At 61.3% G+C, this 18139-nt stretch carries 16 protein-coding genes; 9 read left to right on the top strand and 7 right to left on the bottom strand.

All coding sequences use genetic code 11. The features are described from left to right. The first annotated feature begins 34 nt into the window (after positions 1 to 34). The 7 genes from ACN9M2_RS07565 (at position 35) to ACN9M2_RS07535 (ending at position 5377) form a co-directional block, all read left to right on the top strand. On the top strand, positions 35 to 1111 hold the full coding sequence (locus ACN9M2_RS07565) for a hypothetical protein (protein WP_426287481.1): 1077 nt from the start codon (positions 35 to 37) through the stop codon (positions 1109 to 1111). Then, positions 1108 to 1653, top strand: a complete 546-nt coding sequence (locus ACN9M2_RS07560; protein ID WP_426287480.1) for an RNA ligase family protein — start codon at positions 1108 to 1110, stop codon at positions 1651 to 1653. Before ACN9M2_RS07565 ends, ACN9M2_RS07560 begins: the two co-directional genes overlap by 4 nt. Beyond that, positions 1650 to 1958 carry a hypothetical protein gene (locus ACN9M2_RS07555; protein WP_426287479.1) on the top strand — a complete coding sequence of 103 codons (309 nt, stop codon included), beginning with the start codon at positions 1650 to 1652 and terminating at the stop codon, positions 1956 to 1958. Before ACN9M2_RS07560 ends, ACN9M2_RS07555 begins: the two co-directional genes overlap by 4 nt. Beyond that, the gene (locus ACN9M2_RS07550; RefSeq protein WP_426287478.1) at positions 1958 to 2194 is read left to right on the top strand and encodes a hypothetical protein; all 237 of its coding nucleotides are present in this window, start codon (positions 1958 to 1960) and stop codon (positions 2192 to 2194) included. The genes ACN9M2_RS07555 and ACN9M2_RS07550 overlap by 1 nt, the downstream gene beginning before the upstream one ends. Then, the gene (locus ACN9M2_RS07545; RefSeq protein WP_426287477.1) at positions 2194 to 3930 is read left to right on the top strand and encodes a DEAD/DEAH box helicase family protein; all 1737 of its coding nucleotides are present in this window, start codon (positions 2194 to 2196) and stop codon (positions 3928 to 3930) included. Before ACN9M2_RS07550 ends, ACN9M2_RS07545 begins: the two co-directional genes overlap by 1 nt. A 119-nt stretch (positions 3931 to 4049) precedes the next feature. Further along, on the top strand, positions 4050 to 4256 hold the full coding sequence (locus ACN9M2_RS07540; RefSeq protein WP_426287476.1) for a hypothetical protein: 207 nt from the start codon (positions 4050 to 4052) through the stop codon (positions 4254 to 4256). Continuing rightward, on the top strand, positions 4208 to 5377 hold the full coding sequence (locus ACN9M2_RS07535; RefSeq protein ID WP_426287475.1) for an Arm DNA-binding domain-containing protein: 1170 nt from the start codon (positions 4208 to 4210) through the stop codon (positions 5375 to 5377). Before ACN9M2_RS07540 ends, ACN9M2_RS07535 begins: the two co-directional genes overlap by 49 nt. Here ACN9M2_RS07535 and ACN9M2_RS07530 read toward each other — a convergent pair. Next, positions 5356 to 6252, bottom strand: coding sequence for a hypothetical protein (locus tag ACN9M2_RS07530; RefSeq protein WP_426287474.1), 897 nt, complete (start codon positions 6250 to 6252; stop codon positions 5356 to 5358). The genes ACN9M2_RS07535 and ACN9M2_RS07530 overlap by 22 nt on opposite strands. Before the next feature lie 194 nt (positions 6253 to 6446). After that, entirely contained in the window at positions 6447 to 6899 is a 453-nt protein-coding gene (locus ACN9M2_RS07525; protein ID WP_426287473.1) for a hypothetical protein, read from the bottom strand. A 286-nt stretch (positions 6900 to 7185) separates the two neighbouring features. On the opposite strand from ACN9M2_RS07525, the gene ACN9M2_RS07520 reads away from it, so the two are divergent. After that, entirely contained in the window at positions 7186 to 9492 is a 2307-nt protein-coding gene (locus ACN9M2_RS07520; RefSeq protein WP_426287472.1) for an FdhF/YdeP family oxidoreductase, read from the top strand. Between the two features lie 67 nt (positions 9493 to 9559). Here ACN9M2_RS07520 and ACN9M2_RS07515 read toward each other — a convergent pair whose 3' ends face one another. The 5 genes from ACN9M2_RS07515 to ACN9M2_RS07495 all read right to left on the bottom strand — a co-directional run bounded on the left by ACN9M2_RS07515 (position 9560) and on the right by ACN9M2_RS07495 (position 14985). Continuing rightward, positions 9560 to 10894: an NAD(P)/FAD-dependent oxidoreductase gene (locus ACN9M2_RS07515; RefSeq protein ID WP_426287471.1), complete on the bottom strand. Its 1335-nt coding sequence runs from the start codon at positions 10892 to 10894 to the stop codon at positions 9560 to 9562. A gap of 99 nt (positions 10895 to 10993) precedes the next feature. Continuing rightward, positions 10994 to 11917, bottom strand: coding sequence for a bestrophin family protein (locus ACN9M2_RS07510; RefSeq protein ID WP_426287470.1), 924 nt, complete (start codon positions 11915 to 11917; stop codon positions 10994 to 10996). Between the two features lie 126 nt (positions 11918 to 12043). Next, positions 12044 to 12964, bottom strand: coding sequence for a LysR family transcriptional regulator (locus tag ACN9M2_RS07505; RefSeq protein ID WP_426287469.1), 921 nt, complete (start codon positions 12962 to 12964; stop codon positions 12044 to 12046). Between the two features lie 193 nt (positions 12965 to 13157). After that, positions 13158 to 13961, bottom strand: coding sequence for a family 1 encapsulin nanocompartment shell protein (locus ACN9M2_RS07500; protein ID WP_426287468.1), 804 nt, complete (start codon positions 13959 to 13961; stop codon positions 13158 to 13160). Continuing rightward, positions 13954 to 14985, bottom strand: coding sequence for a Dyp-type peroxidase (locus ACN9M2_RS07495; protein ID WP_426287467.1), 1032 nt, complete (start codon positions 14983 to 14985; stop codon positions 13954 to 13956). Before ACN9M2_RS07495 ends, ACN9M2_RS07500 begins: the two co-directional genes overlap by 8 nt. Positions 14986 to 15617: 632 nt before the next feature. Between ACN9M2_RS07495 and ACN9M2_RS07490 the strand changes: the two genes are divergently transcribed. Then, positions 15618 to 18065 carry an ATP-dependent Clp protease ATP-binding subunit gene (locus ACN9M2_RS07490; protein WP_426287885.1) on the top strand — a complete coding sequence of 816 codons (2448 nt, stop codon included), beginning with the start codon at positions 15618 to 15620 and terminating at the stop codon, positions 18063 to 18065. Positions 18066 to 18139: the final 74 nt, after the last annotated feature.

The raw sequence follows: 18139 nt of genomic DNA, 5'->3' as shown, positions 1-18139 counted from the left end.
GGCCCGATCCGCCCTATTGAACGAGAACGCGAACATGGCCCTTCTCCCCGAGAAACCCACAAGCCAGACGGTCGAGGCTATATACAGCTTCTGGGCTGGCAAGCAGTCCGCACCGCGCGCCTATCTCGGCGGGTCGGTCATCGGCCGCGAGTGCGAAAGGCAGTTGTGGTACGGCTTCCGCTGGGCCACGGGCGGCGAGCGGTTCGAGGGGCGGATGCTGCGCCTGTTCGACCGAGGACAGCGCGAGGAGGCCGTCCTGGTGGCAGATCTGCGCGCCATCGGCTGCGAGGTCTACGACATCGATCCTGCCACTGGATCGCAGTTCAATTTCAAGGCCATCGGCGGCCACGCGGGCGGCAGTATGGATGCGGCGGTCCTAGGCGTGCCCGAGGCCCCGAAGACGTATCACGTCGCGGAATTCAAGACCCACAACAGCAAGAGCTTCGCAACGCTGCTGAAGGACGGCGTGGAGAAGGCGAAGCCGGAGCACTACGCCCAGATGCAGATTTACATGCATTGGTCTCAACTGACGCGTGCGCTCTACCTTGCGGTCAACAAGGATACCGACGAACTCTATAGCGAGCGCGTTCGGTACGACGAGACATTCGCGAAGGCTTTGGAGGCCAAGGCCGAGCGAGTCATCTACGGAGCGGAGCCGCCGCAGGGCATAAGCGAAGATCCTTCGTTCTTCAAGTGCAAGTTTTGCCCTGCGTCGAAGGTCTGCCACACCGCGCAACTCCCGCAGGTCTCCTGCCGAACCTGCGCCCACGCCACGCCCGAGCCTGACGGCGACGGCAGATGGTCGTGCGCGAAGTGGAAGTCGGATATTCCGCTCGACGCGCAGCGCACCGGGTGCCCCGAGCACCGCTACATTCCGGCGCTGCTCAAGCGCTGGGGCGAGGCGACGGACGCAAGCGAGGCCGAAAACTGGATCGAGTACACCGCGCCCGATGGCGTCGTGTTCCGCAATGGGCCGCGTGGACCTGGCAGTTACGGGAGCGCAGAACTAGCGGCAATGAGCCCGGCCATGCTGCGCGACAGCTTGGCGAACTCCATACGTGACGAATTTGATGGCCGGTTTGTGCCGGTTGAGGAGGCGAAGGCAGCATGAGTACGATTCTTGAGTTCATCGCGTTTCCGAAGATGGCCCGACTTTCTCGCGAGGTGGTCATAACCGAGAAAATCGATGGCACGAACGCCCAAATTGCCATCGGCGAGGACGGCTCGTTCCACACAGGATCGCGCAATCGCTGGATCACGCCGGACGACGACAATTACGGTTTCTCCCGATGGGCGCACGAGCACCGTGACGATCTTATGCAGCTTGGTCCGGGTCGGCACTTCGGCGAATGGTGGGGGCAGGGAATCCAACGCGGCTACGGCCTGACCGAGAAGCGATTCAGCCTGTTCAATGTCGGCCGCTGGAACGCGGAGAACATCCCGGCGTGCTGCCACGTAGTTCCTACCATAAGCGTCGGCGTCTGCAACGACTCAACCGTCGAAGAGGCAATCTCTTGGCTTCGAAAGTACGGCAGCGAAGCCGCCCCCGGATTCATGCGTCCGGAAGGAATCATCATCTACCACACCGCCGCCAGAGTCTCGTTCAAAAAGACGCTGGATGGCGACGGTGTGCCGAAGAGCATGGCAGCATGACCGAACAAGTCGTCGGCCGCATCGGCAAGCACACCCTCTCCTACTGCGCCGACCGCGCGGCGGAGACCATCGTAAAATTCCAGAGCCCGCGCGCCGTGTGCCTCGACCCCGATGGCCTGGTCACCGTCGAATTTCCTGCGGGGGCCATTCCGGACGAGATGGTCGGCGTGTACACGCAGGAGCCGGGGCGCTTCGCGCTTTGGCGGCAGATTGAAGAAGACCTCCGTGAGTCCGTGCGGCTGCGCCGGATCGATGGCGGAGCGTATCACCGGCACCGCGTGGCGCCGGGCAGGAAGGCGGCGTAATGGGCACCATGGCCATGTTCGCGGATGGCGACCTCGCCGAAACCCTTCGGCGTCGCACTTACTGGTTCAACGAGGGGCGCTTGGCTTATCGCCAAGGGAACGCCAGCGACGACGGCATGCCTGAGTACGGTCGGTGCAATGCCGCGGAGGCGCGCTACTTCCGTGCTGGCTACTTCGCGGCCGACGCCGGCTTCCCCGACATAGAGATTCTTCCCACCTGTGCGGCCTCCGTCTGATGCAACTCCGCCCCTACCAATCCCAAGCCCTCGAAGCCTGCTGGGACTTCCTACGCCACCGCGAAGGCAATCCCGCCCTCGTCCTCCCCACGGGCGCCGGCAAGTCGCCCCTCATGGCCGCCATCGCCCAGGAGGCCGTGCAGCAATGGGGCGGCCGCGTGGGGGTGCTGGCCCACGTGCAGGAGCTGATCGAGCAAAACAGCGGCAAGCTGCGTGCGCTGTGGCCGGAGGCCCCCATGGGCATCTACGCTGCCGGCCTTCGCCGGCGTGACCGCTTCGACAAGATCCTGTACATGCAGATCCAGAGCGTGGCGAAGCGCGCTCACGAGCTGGGCCGGTTCGACTTGCTCCTCGTGGACGAAGCGCACCGCATCCCGCTCAAGTCCGAGGGGCTCTACACGCAGTTCATTAACGACTGCCGGCGCTTCAACCCCGCGCTGCGCGTTGTGGGGCTCACGGCCACGCCCTACCGCCTGCAGGGACAAGCTGTCCCCGTGTGCGGCCCGCAACATGTCCTCACGGACGTCGCGTATGAGGCTCGCATCACGGACCTGATCGCGGACGGCTATCTCTCGCGTCTCGTGAGCAAGGCGGGTGAGCGCCCCGACCTGAGCGCCGTCCACCAACGCGGCGGTGAGTACGTCGAGGGCGAGCTGGCGGACGCCATGATGCCCCTGGTGGAGCGTACCTGCGACGACCTGCTTGCCCGCGCGAGCGACCGCCGGGCGTGGATCGTCTTCTGCGTCAACGTGAAACACGCGGAAGCCGTGCGCGATGCACTGGTCCGCCGGGGCATCACTGCCGCCGTGGTGAGCGGCGAGACTCCCAAGGGCGAGCGCGCGCGACTCATCGGAGACTTCCAGTCGGGCGGCTTCCGCGCGCTGGTTAACGTGAACGTGTTGTCCGAGGGCTTCGACGCCCCACACATCGACTGCGTTGCCATGCTCCGCCCGACCAAGAGCCCGGGCCTGTACTACCAGCAGGTCGGCCGCGGATTTCGCCTTGCGCCCGGCAAAGCCGACTGCCTCGTGCTGGACTATGCCGGCAACATGCTGGAGCACGGCCCCGTGGATGCCATTCGCGTGCGCCCGGCTCGCCCAAAGAAGGCCTCGCACGTCGAACGCGGCACGGCCAAGGAGTGCCCGAAGTGCCAGGCGCTCCTTCCTCTCGGCGCGCGCCAGTGCGAGTGCGGGCACTCGTTCGCCTCGGCGGACCCAGCCCACTCCGACCGCCCGGTCGATGCGCCCGTGCTTTCCACCTTCCGCGAGCGCGCCATCACGACCCACACCGTCCACTCCGTGGCGTACTCCCGCCACGAGAAGCCCGGCAAGACGCCCAGCCTGCGCGCGACCTACCAGTGCGGCATGCGCCGTTTCAGCGAATGGATCTGCATAGAGCACGCGGGCACGCCGCGCGCTAAGGCTCTTCGCTGGTGGCAGGCGCGCACGGCTGACCAGTGCCCCCGGACGGTCGAGGAAGCCCTGCCACTCGCGTGGAAGCTCCCCAGCCCCCTATCGATCACGGTCGACGAGACCGACAAGTACCCGGAGATCCTTGGACATGAGTTTGCTCCAACCGAACCGCAACGAGCGCCAGACACTGATCTCGGCAGCCTGCCGGACACTGGCGGCACTGGAAGCCCTGCCCGTCCTGACGCCGTGCCTGGAGTGCGCGGCGTACCTGGATGGCTGGTGCAAGCAGTGGAGGCAACAGGTGCCCGAAAGCGCGCGGCCTGACGGCTGCGCGGAGTGGGCGGAACAGGTTCCATTCTAGGACGGCGAATGAATACGCAAGGATTGACAACGTTTGCAACGGTCGCAGCATCGACCATCCGACAGGGTGAACCCCGCTCGCCATGACCCGCTACGTCACCATTTCCAAGTTCTCAGCGGACTCCGGTTATACGGAGGATGCCATCCGAACCAAGATCAAGAACGGCGTCTGGCTTGAGGGCCACGTCTGGATGAAGGCCCCCGACGGCCGAATCCTCATTATCATTGAAGGCTACGAGCGATGGGCCGAAGGACAAACGGTGTTCGACCTGCAACGGCGAGCAGCATAGGAATCGACTTCTACTATCAGGGCGTCAGGTGCCGCGAGCGCATCAAGCTAGCTCCGACGAAGGCGAACCAGAAGTTCGTCGAAAACCTGAAGGCGCAGATCCTTTCTGAGATCGCACGCGGCACGTTCGACTATGCAAAGTATTTCCCGGACAGTCCGCGCGCGAAGTCCCTGGCGAAGCTTCCCGGTGCCGCGGTCACGGTTGGGGACGCGCTCGATCTCTGGCTTCGGGGGAAGGCGAGCGAGTTGTCCTATACGACGTACCGGGACTACGAGCTTGCTATCAAGAACGTCTGGAAACCCGCCATGGGTACCACACGCCTTCCCGACCTGACGCGTGCGCGCCTGAAGGAGTGGGTGTCGGGTACGTCCTGTGGCCTCAAGCGCATAAGCAACCTTCTGCTCCCCATGCGTGGGATGTACGACCAAGCGCTAGACGACGGCCTGATCGCGGTGAACCCGTTTGTCGGATGGACGCCGAAGAAGGTCGAGCCGCCGAAGGAAGAGGATGACGTTGACCCATTCACGCAAGCCGAGGTGGCGGCCATTCTCGGCGCCTGCGAAGGGCAGGTCCGCAACCTGTTCCAGTTCGCATTCTGGACTGGCCTACGGACGAGCGAGCTTATTGCCCTTCGGTGGGAGGACGTGGATCTCGTCAATGGAACTGTCACGATCCGGCGGGCGAAGGTTCGGAAGCGGGTCAAGGCGCCGAAGACACGGGCCGGGCGACGTCTGGTCACGCTCCTGAAGCCCGCCGCCGACGCCTTGGCAGCGCAAAGGCAGTACACACAGCTCGCGGGCGCCGAGGTGTTCATGAACCCGCGCACCGGAGAGTCGTGGCTGCACGATGGCCCGATCCGCAAGACGGCGTGGCAGCCGGCGCTCAAGCGGGCCGGCGTCCGGTATCGCTACCCGTACCAGACGCGGCACACGTTCGCCTCGACGCTTCTGTCCGCCGGCGAGAACCCCGTCTGGGTGGCATCCATGATGGGCCACAAGGATTGGGCCATGATTATCAAAGTCTACGGACGCTGGATCCCGTCTATTGCCCCCGATGCAGGGAACAAGGTGGCTGCGCTTTGGACTTCGAGTTCCTGTCTTCAGGGCTCCGGCAAAGCGTAGATATTCTGGCGGGGGGATCCTGCAAGGAATTGGTAAGTTGGAGCCGGCGGAGGTAAACCTTTGTCCTGAGCACATCCTCGAAGGAACGCGTACCCTGACATGCACATCTGCTCAATCGCACTGACCGCAACTGCAAATAATCGCTGCGCGGACTGTACGTCTACCTGCTCTTCGGGATGCGTCTGCGGGTTCCGAAACTCGTCCTTGATGTGACGAAGCATAGCGGTCACCTTTACGTCGGCGCTGGCATTCTCCAGCGCACGAATATACGCGCCCCAGTTGCGCTGCGTACCTACATCGCCGAACGTCTTGCCCGTCAGCTCGAAAAAGTAAAACGCAATCACCGATTCGACAGCACGCCACAAGTGAAAGGCACAACCTGTACCCAGTTCGTACGCGAGGCATTTTCCGGCTGCACGCAAGTCGTCAATGGTCTGAGGCGGAAGCATTGGCAGGATTGATTCTGCGACTTGCTTTTCCGCGGAGCCGATCAAGTCATCTGTTCGGTAGATCCCCTTCTGCGAAACGATGTACGCAGCGACGTCTGGCATTTCATTGCGCATTACCGTCTCTAGTTCGGTCAGTCCGTTCTTCACATTCCAGGCGCGCGAGTCATTGATAACCTCTTTGCTACCGAACAGCGAAAAAAAATCATTCTGGGGGAGCACCGCTTCAAGCGCGCTCAGTACTTTCGCCACGCAGCGCCGGCCCGAGTTTAGGAATGGACCGTCTGGGCCCAGAAAACCTTGCAGCGTGTTCCGAGCGACATAGATCGAGTACGCATAAGCGCCGACCTCCGCGCTGCCATCCATGGACTGAAGGGGCGCCAGCGCCTTTCCTAGCTCGAACATGTCATACAGATTGAAGCGTTTCATGGAGCCCCATCCTCATTCGACGCAATCAATGGTAGTTCGATTGGTCAGCCTTTGGGCAAACCTTAATCTAACCCGTTGATATTTCTGACTACGACGCGGGTTCGACTCCCGCCACCTCCACCAATATGGCCCTCTAAGCAATTGAACTGCTTAGGGGGCTTTTTCGTAGGAAGGTCTGGATTGGCCTCCGACGTTCATGGCTGCACGCGGGGCGGCACATGGGCGCCATCGCGCGCCACGATGGCACGATGGATTTCCTCGGTGAGCGTGTTGTTGAGCTCGATCAGCCGGTGCATCTCGTCTTGGATTTCCAGGAGGGACTGTGCGTCCTGATAGGTCTGGAGCGCCTGCTTGTCCGAGGCGGCAGCGGCAACCTTCTGCCCGACCATGATGACCGACAGCAGTACCAGCTGCAGGAAGGTCTGCGCGATCCAGGCAATGAGCATGGCTGTGCCGCCCTGGATGGCGGCGGGAAGGCTTACGAGCGCAATGCCGGCGAAAACGTAGGCGCACCACATGGTGCCCACGGCATTGGTGATGGCCAGCGCGATCCGGCCGTTAAGGCCAAGGTGCTCGTGGGCGCTCAGATGAGGCCCGGTCTTCGGGCGGCGGTTCGTGGGCGGCTGGGAGGCATGGCTGACCGTCACTTGTTGTCCCCTTTGTTGCAGGCAGCGACAAAAGGGCGCCGCCTGCTTTCGTGATGAAAGGCCGATTCTTGGGCACGCCGGAGCGAATTGACAGGGTCAATAATGACGCAGGCGGTGGGAGATGTTTGCGGCGCCCGTCTCCCTCATCGGTGTAGGGAATGCGCATCGAGATGTCGGCGGCGCGTGAAGGCCATGTTGGATAAAGCGACCGATGAGGTGCGGCAATTTTGCAGTAGACATCGTTGCAAACCGCAAAGGATAGTAGCCACGACAAGAGGATTCAGTTATGGCTGACAAACAGATTCCTGGCATTCGTCCCTATCACCATCCAGCGGGTGGCTGGGGTGCCCTCAAAGCCACCGCCAAGGCCATCGAGGAGCAGATGAAGGCGCCGGAGGCCGCGGTCACCCTCTTTCGCACCAACAAGCCCGACGGTTTTGACTGCCCTGGCTGCGCGTGGCCCGACAAGGAACATACCTCGACCTTCCAGTTCTGCGAGAACGGCGCGAAAGCCGTGACATGGGAGGCGACGAAGAAGCGGGTCACTCCGGAATTCTTTGCGGCCAACACCGTCACGTCGCTCCTCGAATGGACCGACTACCAGCTGGAGGACCAAGGCCGCCTGACGGAACCATTGGCCTACAACGCAGACAAGGACATCTTCGAGCCCATCGGCTGGGATGAAGCGGTCACCAAGATCGGCGAATTGCTGCGTGCGCAGGCGGACCCAAACCAGGTCGAGTTCTACACGTCTGGTCGCGCGTCGAACGAAGCGGCGTTCCTGTACCAGATTTTTGCGCGCGAATATGGGACGAACAACTTCCCGGACTGCTCGAACATGTGCCATGAAGCCACGAGCGTCGGCTTGCCGCAGTCCATTGGCATCGGCAAGGGCACCGTGTCGCTCGACGACTTCGACACGTGCGAGCTCATCATCGCCATGGGTCACAACCCGGGTACCAACCATCCCCGCATGATGGGCACGCTCCACGAGGTCTCCCGGCGCGGGGTCCCCATCATCGTCTTCAACCCGCTCGTCGAGCGCGCGCTCGAACGCTTTGCCGATCCACAGAGCGTTATCGAGATGGCGACCTTTTCGTCCACACGGATTGCCTCGACCTACCTGCAACCGAAGGTTGGCGGCGACGCAGCGGCACTGAAGGGCATCATGAAGGCGCTCGTGGAGATGGACGACGCCGCAGGACCGGAATCCACGGTGCTCGATCATGCGTTCATCGCCGAGCATACCCAGGGCTTTGACGAACTCTCGGCCAACCTTCGCGACACCTCGTGGCAGGACATTGAAGCCGCCTCCGGCCTCACCGAGGATGCCCTGCGCCGGGTTGCCGAAGCTTATGCCAAGTCGAATGCCACCATCGTGACCTACGGCATGGGCATCACCCAGCACAACACGGGCACGCAAAACGTCCACCAGATTGCCAACCTGCTGCTGATGCGCGGAAATTTCGGCAAACCGGGTGCGGGGATCTGCCCGCTCCGAGGACATTCGAATGTCCAGGGTGATCGCACGGTCGGCATCACCGAAAAGCCAGGTGCCGACATGCTCCGGCGCATCGAGCAGACCTTTGGCTTCAAGCCTCCTGTCGCGCACGGTCACGACGCCGTGGCGGCGCTTCAGGCGATCGCCGATGGCCGATCGAAGGCGCTCATCTGCCTTGGCGGCAACCTCGCCGTCGCCATGCCCGATTCGGACGTCTGCTTTCCGGCGATGAAGAGCCTCGAACTGTCCGTCCACATCGGAACGAAGCTCAACCGTTCGCACCTTCTGGTAGGCAAGAACACCTTCGTGCTCCCCTGCCTGGGCCGCACCGAACGCGACCTGCAGGCCGGCGGCCCCCAGGCCGTCACCGTCGAGGATTCCATGTCGATGGTGCATGCATCCAGTGGCAAGCTCACGCCGGCGTCCCCGTCGTTACGTTCCGAGCCCGCCATCATCGCTGGCATGGCGGCCGCCACGCTGCCCAACAGCCGCGTGCCATGGATGGAGATGATCATGGACTACGATCGCATCCGTGATGCCATCGAGAAGGTTTTCCCGGACTTCCAGAACTTCAACGAACGCATCCGTGTTCCAGGCGGGTTCCGCCTTCCGCTCCCGCCCACCGAGCGCATCTGGGACACGCCGTCGGGCAAGGCCCAGTTCATTCCGTTCGAGGGTGTCAACGAAGACCCGGCCCTCGCCGATGCAACGATCCTGAAGCTTGCCACCATCCGCAGCCATGACCAGTACAACACGACCATCTACGGTCTCGATGACCGTTACCGTGGCGTATTCGGCCGCCGGGATGTGGTGTTCATGAATGCACAGGACCTGGCGGAGCGCGGCATCGAAGAAGGCGACGAGCTTCTTGTGGAAACAGCATTCGGCACAGGCAAGGAGCGTCGACTCGGCAGCGTGATCGCCGTTGCCTACGACATCGCCCGGGGGTCGGTCGCTTCGTATTACCCGGAAGCGAACTGCCTGGTCCCCCTCGACTACGTCGATAAGGCCAGCGGCACGCCGTCGTACAAGTCCATTCCTGTCCGGGTGCGTCGGGCGGGCGAAACGCTCGATACATCCATGCCAGCGTGAAAATAAAAAAAACACGGGCACCGACCGGGAACGAATGACCTCCGAGCCGATGCCAGTGGATACCCGGCTAATGAACCTTGACGCCGGATGAAGCCGATCTTCTGAACAGATTCCCAAAAATGTGGCGAACGGTGGGCCACAACCCCTTCACGGCGATGGCATGGATGCGGTGGAGCGAAAAATAAACCGCCCTCGCGACAAGACCCGCGAGAAAAACGTTGGGCCATCCCCTGCCGAACCCGAGGGCGCCAAGGGTACCCAGCCTGCCGAGGGATAGAAGAGACCCAAAGTCCCTGTACCGGAACGCCGGGAGGGGCGCGGCTTTGCCGGCATCCACACGTCTGGTGAGGGCCAGGACGAGAAAACCCGCCTGCTGATGGGCCACCTGTGCCCTCGGGGGGACCCACAGACCCGGCGCATCCCAGGGACATTGGGCGCAGTCGCCCATGGCGAACACCGAACTGTCGACCGTCGTTTGCAGCGTCGCTCCGACCAGGATTTGCCCCAGGCGACCAACGGGAAGATGGTCGAGTGAGGAAAGCAAGGCTGGCCCACGGATGCCAGCCGCCCAGACAATGAGCTCCGCTTCAAGGAACTCCCCACTGCGCATCCGTAGCCCGGAAGCGGACGCTTGCATCACCTCGCATCCGGTCCGGAGGATCACGCCGGCACGGTCGAGTGAGAAGGTGACCGCACGGGAAACGCGAGGAGGAAGCGCTTCGAGTATCCGCGGTGCTTTCTCGACGAGCGTCACGACGATATCGTGTTCAGGATCTAGCTCATGCACCCCGTACGCACGGAGCGTATAAGCCGCCTGCTTGAGTTCCGCGGCAACCTCGACGCCGGTTGCACCGGCGCCGACGATGGCAATCCGGACGGTGCCGTCGAGACCCGCCCGCTTGTCTTCTTCCGCCCGCTTGCACGCGTAGATGAAGGCACGTTTGAACCGACGTGCCTGCTCGACAGAATCGAGCGCGAACGTGTACTCGGGCGCGCCTTCCACATCGAAGTAGTTGGCAACGCTGCCAACGGCAAGGACAAGGGTATCGTAGCCGATGGTCTGGCGCGGCGAGACCTCGTTGCCCGCGCTGTCGACGACGCGGTCAATCTCGATCAACCGGTCTCCACGCTTGAGGCCGAGCAAGGCACCCTGTCGAAATTCGAATCCATGAATGCGTGCCTGGTCGGCGTAATCGACGGCATGGAGACCTGGGTCGAGCGAACCCGATGCGACCTCGTGAAGCAACGGCTTCCACAGATGGGTTGCATGCTGGTCGACCAGCATGACGCAGGTTCGGCCCGGCTCGAACTCGAAGGCCCAACGTTTCGCGAGTCCGATGACAAGTTCCAGGCCCCCCGCACCACCGCCGACGACGACGACCTTGTGGAAACGCGGATTCATGAGGCGCCTTATCAGCGATTGCTTTCCGTCCAACACGCACTGCTCCCCACAATGATAAAGACGGCGGGACCCGTTCCGGATCACAAGGCCTGCATCGACCTATGAAAGAACGTAATCACGTGGCTCAAGAGGACCCGGGATGCCGTGCTCTCCCAGGCTGCTGCGCAGATCGATTTCAACGGTGCGGCACATCGCATCGAGCGGAAGGCCGTTGGGACGGAGATCGAAGGGGTCTTCAATCTCCTCGCCAATCGCATCGAGCCCGAAAAACGTGTAGGCAAGTACGCCTACCGCCACGGGCGTAAACCATCCGAGGGGTCCTATCAGGCAAAAAGGCAACATGAAGCAATAGATGTGCACCGTTCGGTGCAGCAGAAGAATGTATGCGAACGGGATCGGTGTTTTCTGTATGCGCTCGCACCCGCCCATCACATGCGAAAGCAGATTGATCTGCGTATCCATCTGCGCGAGGAGCATCGGATGGGTTCCCGCATCCCTTGCCCGCTCGGCATACTCACGCCCCACGAAACCGAGGACCGCGAGTGGCCGATTGGGCGCGGCAAGAACGCTGCCCACGACATCCGCCGGTAGCCATCTCGTTACGTCCTCGGCGGACTCCGTTCCGCGCAGGTGGTGCCGAAGCGCGTGAGCATACGCAATGAGGCCGTAGACAAGGTCTTGGCTCTTCGTCTTTGCAAGCGTGGGAAGGAACGAGGAAACCTGGCGACCAAGGTTTCGCGTGGAAATGAGGAGGTCCCCCCACAGTACGCGTCCTTCCCACCAACGCTGGTATGCGACGTTGTTACGAAAGCCAAGGAAGATGGCCAAGGTCAAGCCCAGCAACGTCAGTGGTGCGGCATTGAGGGTGAAACCCACTGCGACCCCGTGGTGCTCAGCCATGACCACTCCGACCGACAGGAGCATGGTGTAAACCACGCGCGGCCAGATGATCGGGACGATCGAGCCCCGCAGTGAGAAAAGAAGAACGAAAACCGTATGTTTTCGATGCGGCCTGACAATCATGGTCTTTGCCGGAGATGGCGACGTCCCGGAGTCTCCGCGAACCGGTTTTGGCGCGCCAATTCACAGGGCTTTGGTTCTGATAAGCAGCGCTTATCTAGGCCCGTTTTTCCCTTGGGAGAGGCTGTATCAGTCGGTCAAGGAGGGCAAGGCGGAGTCGAGTTTCGCCTGTAAGTCCATCGTCGCCGCAAGGGCCCAGGCCTTTTCCACCAGCGGGTGGACCATGTCATGACGCAGCCTGAACATGCCCACCAACGCATTGCGTGGCGGGTCGAGCGGATGGATCGTGATGTCCCGCCCGAGGAAGTACTCCGGCAGCGCACTCACCGGCATGACGCTGAAGAGCTCGCCGTTCCGGACAAGCGAGTAGAGCACGCTGACCGTGTTCGTCTCGACGATTACACGGGGAACGACCCCTGCGTCCCGGAATGCCTCGTCGATGATGGCGCGGTTGTGCATTTCGCGACTGAACAACGTCAAAGGCAAGCGCGATGCATCGGCCCAGCCTACCTTTTGCCTCAGTTTTCGGCCCGCGGTCTTTCCGGCGACGACCACGTATCGTTCCGTGTAAAGCGGCTGGACCTCGAAGATCTGCTGCGGAATCTGGTCGAGGTAGGTCATGCCCAAGTGCAGCTCCTGACGCTTGACGCGCTGGAGAATCACCCGCGTGCTCAGCGAGTGGAGCCCGAGGCGGAGCTCGGGCACGGCTTGTCGGTAAGCGACAGTGAGCAGCATCGATGCCTGCATCGATGACGGGACCGCACCGACCAGAAGATGCCCCCCGGGGACGGACTTCGCGAACTCGGCCTCCTGCCGAAGTCCATCCAGGGACGCCAGGGTCTGGCGAGCCCAGAGCAGTACCCGCTCGCCCTCCGGAGTGAAGCCGAGAAACCGCCGATCGCGGCGCACGATGGAAATGCCGAGTTCCCGCTCGAGTTCGCGCACTCCCGCAGACAGCGCGGGCTGGGTGACATTGCAACTCTCGGCGGCCTGCCCGAAGTGCCGGTACTGCGATAATGCAATCAGATAGGTCAGCTGTCGGGCAAACACTCAGTCGCTCCGGGAATAGCGATCATGGACCTGAAGGACGGTCGTCACCTGGTCGAACTCTAGCACCGGTCACCGCCAAGCGGTGCCGGAAACACCGTGCCGTGGGATGTAACTACCTTTCCACACACCACGCAAGTTGTAATGGACATGTGAACCTCTCGTGCCGAGGAACGTGGCGTAGTCCGCGGCGAACTCAGTCCAGGGCCGTCAAATTGACCGAGGCTTCCGTCGTCAGCGACAGGAAGGTGAAGGTCTCCTGGAAATACAGCTGTATGGACGTCGCGTCATGCGATGTATAGCCAATGGACACGTCCTGGCCGAGGTGCAACTCAAAATCGCCACCGCGTGCCGTGACCAGCACCCCACCCTCGATGGCGGGCGCCCAGACGATGCCTCCGCCGAGCATGGCATGGAGTTCACGATAGACAGGATACCCCTCGTCGGTGGCGCCGTTGAGGTCCTCGAACGCCTTGGCGCCCAAAGCGAGCTTATAGGGACCATTGACGCCGGCAAGACGCAGTTCACCCAGCGCCTTCGCCACGGCAAAGGGAAAGGCGGTGACATTGGCAGGGAGCGCGATGGCCTGGTTGCTGGTCGTGCCGCGGATGCCCGGGATACCGGCGCTCTTGTAGCCATCGAAGACGGCACGGTCTTCCGCAAACGCGAGTTTCCTGGCCGCTTCCTTGAGTGGTTGCAGATCGGGATCGTTAGAACCACGAGCAACGCCGTCGAGCTCGTCACGAGACAATACGAACGGCACCTTCAGTTCGACCATGGCAGCCACGTCGCGCTGGAGGGCGCGGACACCTTCACCCGGTGCGGCGATCTCGGTCACATGCCCCGTCCCCACGCCCGCGTATTCGTACCCACGGGGGCCGATGACATCGACTATCCGACGGGCAGCCAGGTACTCCTTGATGGTTCGGGTCGCTTCCTCTTCAATCTGTTTCCAGGCACCACTGCTTATCGGGGCGAGATCACGAAACAGGTTACCCATGGGTCTTCTCCATATGCAGCGAACCGATGCCGAGCGAACCGTCCGGTTCGACCCGGGCGCCCTTCTCTCCGCCTGCGGCCACGGCCAGCGACGGAGCGTCGGGTATGTTGTCCAGGAAGGTGGCGGAGGGAACAAAGAAAAGGGAACCGGTAACCGCCCTGCTGAAATCCAGCAAACGGTCATAGTTACCCGGAGGATTGCCTATGAACATGTTCGACAGCATTTTCTCGGTACGCGCCGGCGATCGGGCGTAGCCGATGAAATAGGTGCCGAACTCGCCCTTGCCGACGTCACCGAACGGCATATTGTCACGAACGATGTCCAATTCTTCGCCGTCTTCAACGATAGTGGTCAGGACATTGTGCGAATAAGGCGCTTTCGCCGAATCATCGAGTTCGATGTCGGAGAGCTTTTCACGACCGATGATGCGTTCCTGGGCTTCCACCGGAACCGCGTGCCACCGTTCAAGATCATGCAGGTATTTCTGTACGATGACGTAGCTTCCACCTACGAATGGTGCATCTTCTGCTCCGATAACGGCGGAGTCGATGGCGTCCGCATCGCGGGGATTCTCGGTCCCGTCGACAAACCCGATCAGGTCGCGATCATCGAAGTATTTGAAGCCATGCACCTCGTCGGCGATCGTCACCGCCGATCGCAGGCGCGACATGACTTGCGAGGCGAGTTCAAAGCAAAGATCCATGCGCGCGGCCCGGATGTGCAACAGGATGTCGCCTGGAGTCGATACAGCGTGATGAACTCCATTGATTTCCCGGAAGGGATGGAGTTCCGCCGGCCGTGGGCCGGAGAACAAACGGTCCCACAGGGCTGAACCAAACCCCATCACACACGTGAGCTGGCCATCGAGGTCACGGAACCCCACAGCACGCAACAAGCCGGCCAAATCACCGCACATCGAACGCACCGCCTCCTCGGCGGCACGGCCGGGATTGACGGTCAGGACAAGAAACATCGCTGAACGCGAGAGTGTGGCAACCACCGGCTGCGGGACGACATTTGCCAATGTAACGCTCCTTTGCCCTTGGACCTGGAACAGCAATGAAACACTATCCGGTATTTCCCCGTCGCCCCTCGGTGACAGCGAAGTCCGGCCGACGCACGACAGGATTGAACGAATGTGGTGGAACACGTATGTGGCTTATTGCCGCAGGAATTTCATTCACCCCACGGGGAATTCAGAAAAGCGTCGGTTTTAAAAGCATTTACCAACCAAATGGAGTGCTGGGCTGGCGTAGCGTCCGCACGTGAATTTAACTCGCACACACAGAACATCACCTACAACTTTTCTCCAACGTTCAGTTCGGTGGTTACTGCACATCAACCGGTCGAGGAGAATGTTCCATGGCAGCACGAATTTGTGAAATCTGCGGCGTTCGCCCGGCTTCCGTGCGAGTGACCATGGTCCAGGATGGCGTTCGCGAGAACCTTGATGTTTGTGATTACGATTACGCCCGCCTCACCCGTCATCAACAGTACCAATCGCCTCTTGAGTCGCTCTTCGGTGGCGATCCATTCGGCGGGTTCATGGATAACGGCGGGCCCGGACGGGCGGCCATGGGGCGTCGCGGAGCGACTTCGCCCGACAGCCCCGGTGAAAGCGACTTCACGCAGCGCTTCAGTGACCAGTCCAAGGAGATGCTTCAGCGTGCTGCAGAACGTGCTGTCCAGGAAGGCCGCCGCGAAGTCGACACGGAACACCTGCTCTATGTCTTGCCCGATAGCGACGTGGTGCAAGTCATTTTCAAGCAGTTCAAGGTATCCATCGACGAGCTTCGTCGTGAAATCGACAAGGATCGCGCACCGCCCCAGGAACCAGCCAAAGACGGCAAGAACGACAACCTCGGCGTCTCGCCGAGGCTCAAGGGCGCACTCGATCATGCCTATGCGGCGTCCCGTGAACTAGGCCATAGCTACATCGGTCCGGAACACCTCCTGCTGGGCCTGGCCGAAGTGCCAGACAGCTATGCGGGGGCGCTCCTGAAGAAGTACGGCCTGACTCCACAGGCGCTCCGGCAGAAAACCATCAAGGTCGTTGGCAAGGGAGCGGAAGAAGGTCGTGTGGACGCCCCTTCGAGCACGCCCGAACTCGACAAATTCAGCCGCGACCTGACGAAAATGGCCAATGACGGCAAGCTCGATCCAGTCATCGGCCGATCGATGGAAATCGAGACGACCATCGAGGTCCTGGCCCGTCGCAAGAAAAACAATCCCGTGCTCATCGGTGAACCCGGTGTTGGCAAGACAGCCATTATCGAGGGCCTTGCCCAGCGCATCGTCAATGGGGATGTTCCCGAGATCCTCCGTGACAAGCGCCTCATGGAACTCAACATCAACTCCATGGTGGCGGGTGCGAAGTATCGCGGTGAGTTCGAAGAGCGCATCAAGAAAGTCATGGATGAAATCACCGAACACCGGGACGAACTCATCCTGTTCATCGACGAAGTTCACACGATCGTCGGTGCGGGCCAAGGGGGCGGCGAAGGCGGTCTCGACATAGCCAACACTTTCAAGCCGGCCATGGCTCGCGGCGAGATGAATCTCATCGGCGCGACCACACTCAGCGAGTACCAGAAATACATCGAGAAGGATGCGGCGCTTGAGCGCCGGTTCCAGCCCGTGATGGTGCCCGAACCCACCGTCGATCAGACCATTAACATCCTGCGCGGCTTGCGTGACCGCATGGAAGCGCACCATAAGGTCGTCATCCAGGATGACGCTATCGTGGCCGCCGCGGAGCTGTCCGACCGATACATCACCGCGCGTTTCCTGCCAGACAAAGCCATCGATCTAATCGATCAGGCTGCAGCTCGCGTGCATCTGTCGACGACCTCGCGCCCGCCGGAAATCCAGGAACTCGAAGCGGAGATCGCCCAGCTCAAGCGCGAGCAATCGTATGCGTCTTCCCGGAAGCGTTTCGATAAAGCGAAGGAGTTTGAAGCGAAGATCGAGACCAACCAAAAGGATCTCGACGAGCGCAACGAGCAGTGGAAGCGGCGTGTGAGTACGAGCAGTGCGGACGTCACCTCGTCCGTCATTGCGGAAATTGTCTCCAAGCTCACCGGCATCCCGGTAACCGACCTGACGGAGGAAGAAAAAAAGAAGCTTCTGAATATGGAGAAGCGACTACACGAGCGCGTCATCGGACAGAATCAGGCCATCGAGGCGGTTTCCGATGCGGTTCGCCTCGCCCGCGCCGGGCTCAAGCAGGGCGGTCGGCCCATCGCCACGTTCCTGTTCCTGGGGCCCACGGGTGTGGGCAAGACGGAGCTTGCCAAGGCGCTGGCCGAGACGATATTTGGCGACGAAGACGCGGTCATCCGTATCGACATGTCCGAGTACATGGAGCGCCACGCAGTGGCCCGCCTTATCGGCGCGCCCCCGGGATATGTGGGCTACGACGAAGGTGGCCAATTGACCGAACGTGTCCGGCGTCGCCCTTACAGTGTCGTGCTGTTCGATGAAATCGAGAAAGCACACGCCGATGTCTACAATGTACTGCTACAGGTCCTCGATGATGGTCGACTGACGGACGGCAAGGGCCGCGTCATCGATTTCAAGAACACCCTCATCATCGCGACGAGCAATCTCGCGTCGGACGTCATCATGGCCAATGGCGACAAAGCGGTCACGAAGGAAACGCGGGACGCCATCATGGCGGTGCTTCGCATGCATTTCCGTCCCGAATTCCTGAACCGGATTGATGAAACCATCATTTTCGAGAGATTGTCGAAATCGCAGATCAGGAACATCGTCGAGCTTCAGCTCGACCGCATTCGTCAGACGGCACTCGGCCAGGGCATTTCGCTGAGTTTCACCGATGCGCTTGTGGACCACCTTGCCGATGAGGGGTATCAACCGGAGTACGGTGCCCGGGAACTGAAGCGTGACATCAGGCGACTGCTGGAATCCCCGCTCGCCAAGGACATGCTCGGGGGCAAGGTGCAGGAAGGAGATACCGTGGTATGTGACTTCAAGAAAGATGCCGTGAGTTTCAACGTGTCCCGAAAGGAAAGCGCTGCTCCCGGCAAGCGTGCGGCGTCAAAGTCCAGAAGCAAGAAGTCAACCGCATCCAGCAGCCATTGAGCCCGCATACCACCCGGCCACGAAAAAAAATAACCCTAGACGCGCAATTCGACTCGCCGACACGCTTTCGTCGA

Origin of the sequence: Luteibacter sp. E-22 (assembly GCF_049913125.1) — a bacterium.
In the GTDB taxonomy this organism is placed as follows: Bacteria; Pseudomonadota; Gammaproteobacteria; order Xanthomonadales; family Rhodanobacteraceae; genus Luteibacter.
The sequence above is the reverse complement of the archived record's forward strand: the minus strand, read 5'-3'. Positions and strand labels throughout refer to the sequence as shown.

Bases quoted from the DNA above. Each gene is read 5' to 3' on its own strand.
- ACN9M2_RS07565 (WP_426287481.1), top strand. From the start codon at position 35: ATGGCCCTTCTCCCCGAGAAACCCACAAGCCAGACGGTCGAGGCTATA.
- ACN9M2_RS07560 (WP_426287480.1), top strand. From the start codon at position 1,108: ATGAGTACGATTCTTGAGTTCATCGCGTTTCCGAAGATGGCCCGACTT.
- ACN9M2_RS07555 (WP_426287479.1), top strand. From the start codon at position 1,650: ATGACCGAACAAGTCGTCGGCCGCATCGGCAAGCACACCCTCTCCTAC.
- ACN9M2_RS07550 (WP_426287478.1), top strand. From the start codon at position 1,958: ATGGGCACCATGGCCATGTTCGCGGATGGCGACCTCGCCGAAACCCTT.
- ACN9M2_RS07545 (WP_426287477.1), top strand. From the start codon at position 2,194: ATGCAACTCCGCCCCTACCAATCCCAAGCCCTCGAAGCCTGCTGGGAC.
- ACN9M2_RS07540 (WP_426287476.1), top strand. From the start codon at position 4,050: ATGACCCGCTACGTCACCATTTCCAAGTTCTCAGCGGACTCCGGTTAT.
- ACN9M2_RS07535 (WP_426287475.1), top strand. From the start codon at position 4,208: ATGGGCCGAAGGACAAACGGTGTTCGACCTGCAACGGCGAGCAGCATA.
- ACN9M2_RS07530 (WP_426287474.1), bottom strand. From the start codon at position 6,252: ATGAAACGCTTCAATCTGTATGACATGTTCGAGCTAGGAAAGGCGCTG.
- ACN9M2_RS07520 (WP_426287472.1), top strand. From the start codon at position 7,186: ATGGCTGACAAACAGATTCCTGGCATTCGTCCCTATCACCATCCAGCG.
- ACN9M2_RS07515 (WP_426287471.1), bottom strand. From the start codon at position 10,894: ATGAATCCGCGTTTCCACAAGGTCGTCGTCGTCGGCGGTGGTGCGGGG.
- ACN9M2_RS07510 (WP_426287470.1), bottom strand. From the start codon at position 11,917: ATGATTGTCAGGCCGCATCGAAAACATACGGTTTTCGTTCTTCTTTTC.
- ACN9M2_RS07500 (WP_426287468.1), bottom strand. From the start codon at position 13,961: ATGGGTAACCTGTTTCGTGATCTCGCCCCGATAAGCAGTGGTGCCTGG.
- ACN9M2_RS07490 (WP_426287885.1), top strand. From the start codon at position 15,618: ATGCTTCAGCGTGCTGCAGAACGTGCTGTCCAGGAAGGCCGCCGCGAA.